Here is a 237-nt window from a genome sequence, read left to right as displayed (position 1 = left end):
TAATGGTGCAGAGGTTTTGGCTAGTACCTTCTTCGAAACATCTGGGTTTTCTACAAGCACAGTCGATCAAGCCGATGATGAAATCCGACCGATTATTTTTGCTGGTGGTGGACAAAATATTAGTGAGTCTCTTTTTGAGGGCTCTTTATCTGGCGGAACGTATCCTCAGTCGATTACTAGTACGGTGACTATCTTTGCTGGTGATCTAGCTCTCGAGCCTACCTCTTTTGTTCCGGA

General features: G+C 44.7%; 1 protein-coding gene. It reads left to right on the top strand.

What is annotated here, in order from left to right; all coding sequences use genetic code 11:
- Window positions 1-16: 16 nt before the first annotated feature.
- Window positions 17-237, top strand: a 221-nt coding sequence (locus A3774_RS16150; RefSeq protein ID WP_197468093.1) for a hypothetical protein, incomplete at its 3' end; no start/stop codon positions are given.

Origin of the sequence: Neptuniibacter marinus (assembly GCF_001597725.1) — a bacterium.
Lineage (GTDB): Bacteria > Pseudomonadota > Gammaproteobacteria > Pseudomonadales > Balneatricaceae > Neptuniibacter > Neptuniibacter marinus.
Note: the sequence above shows the minus strand (reverse complement) of the source record. Positions and strands in the feature narration are given on the sequence as shown.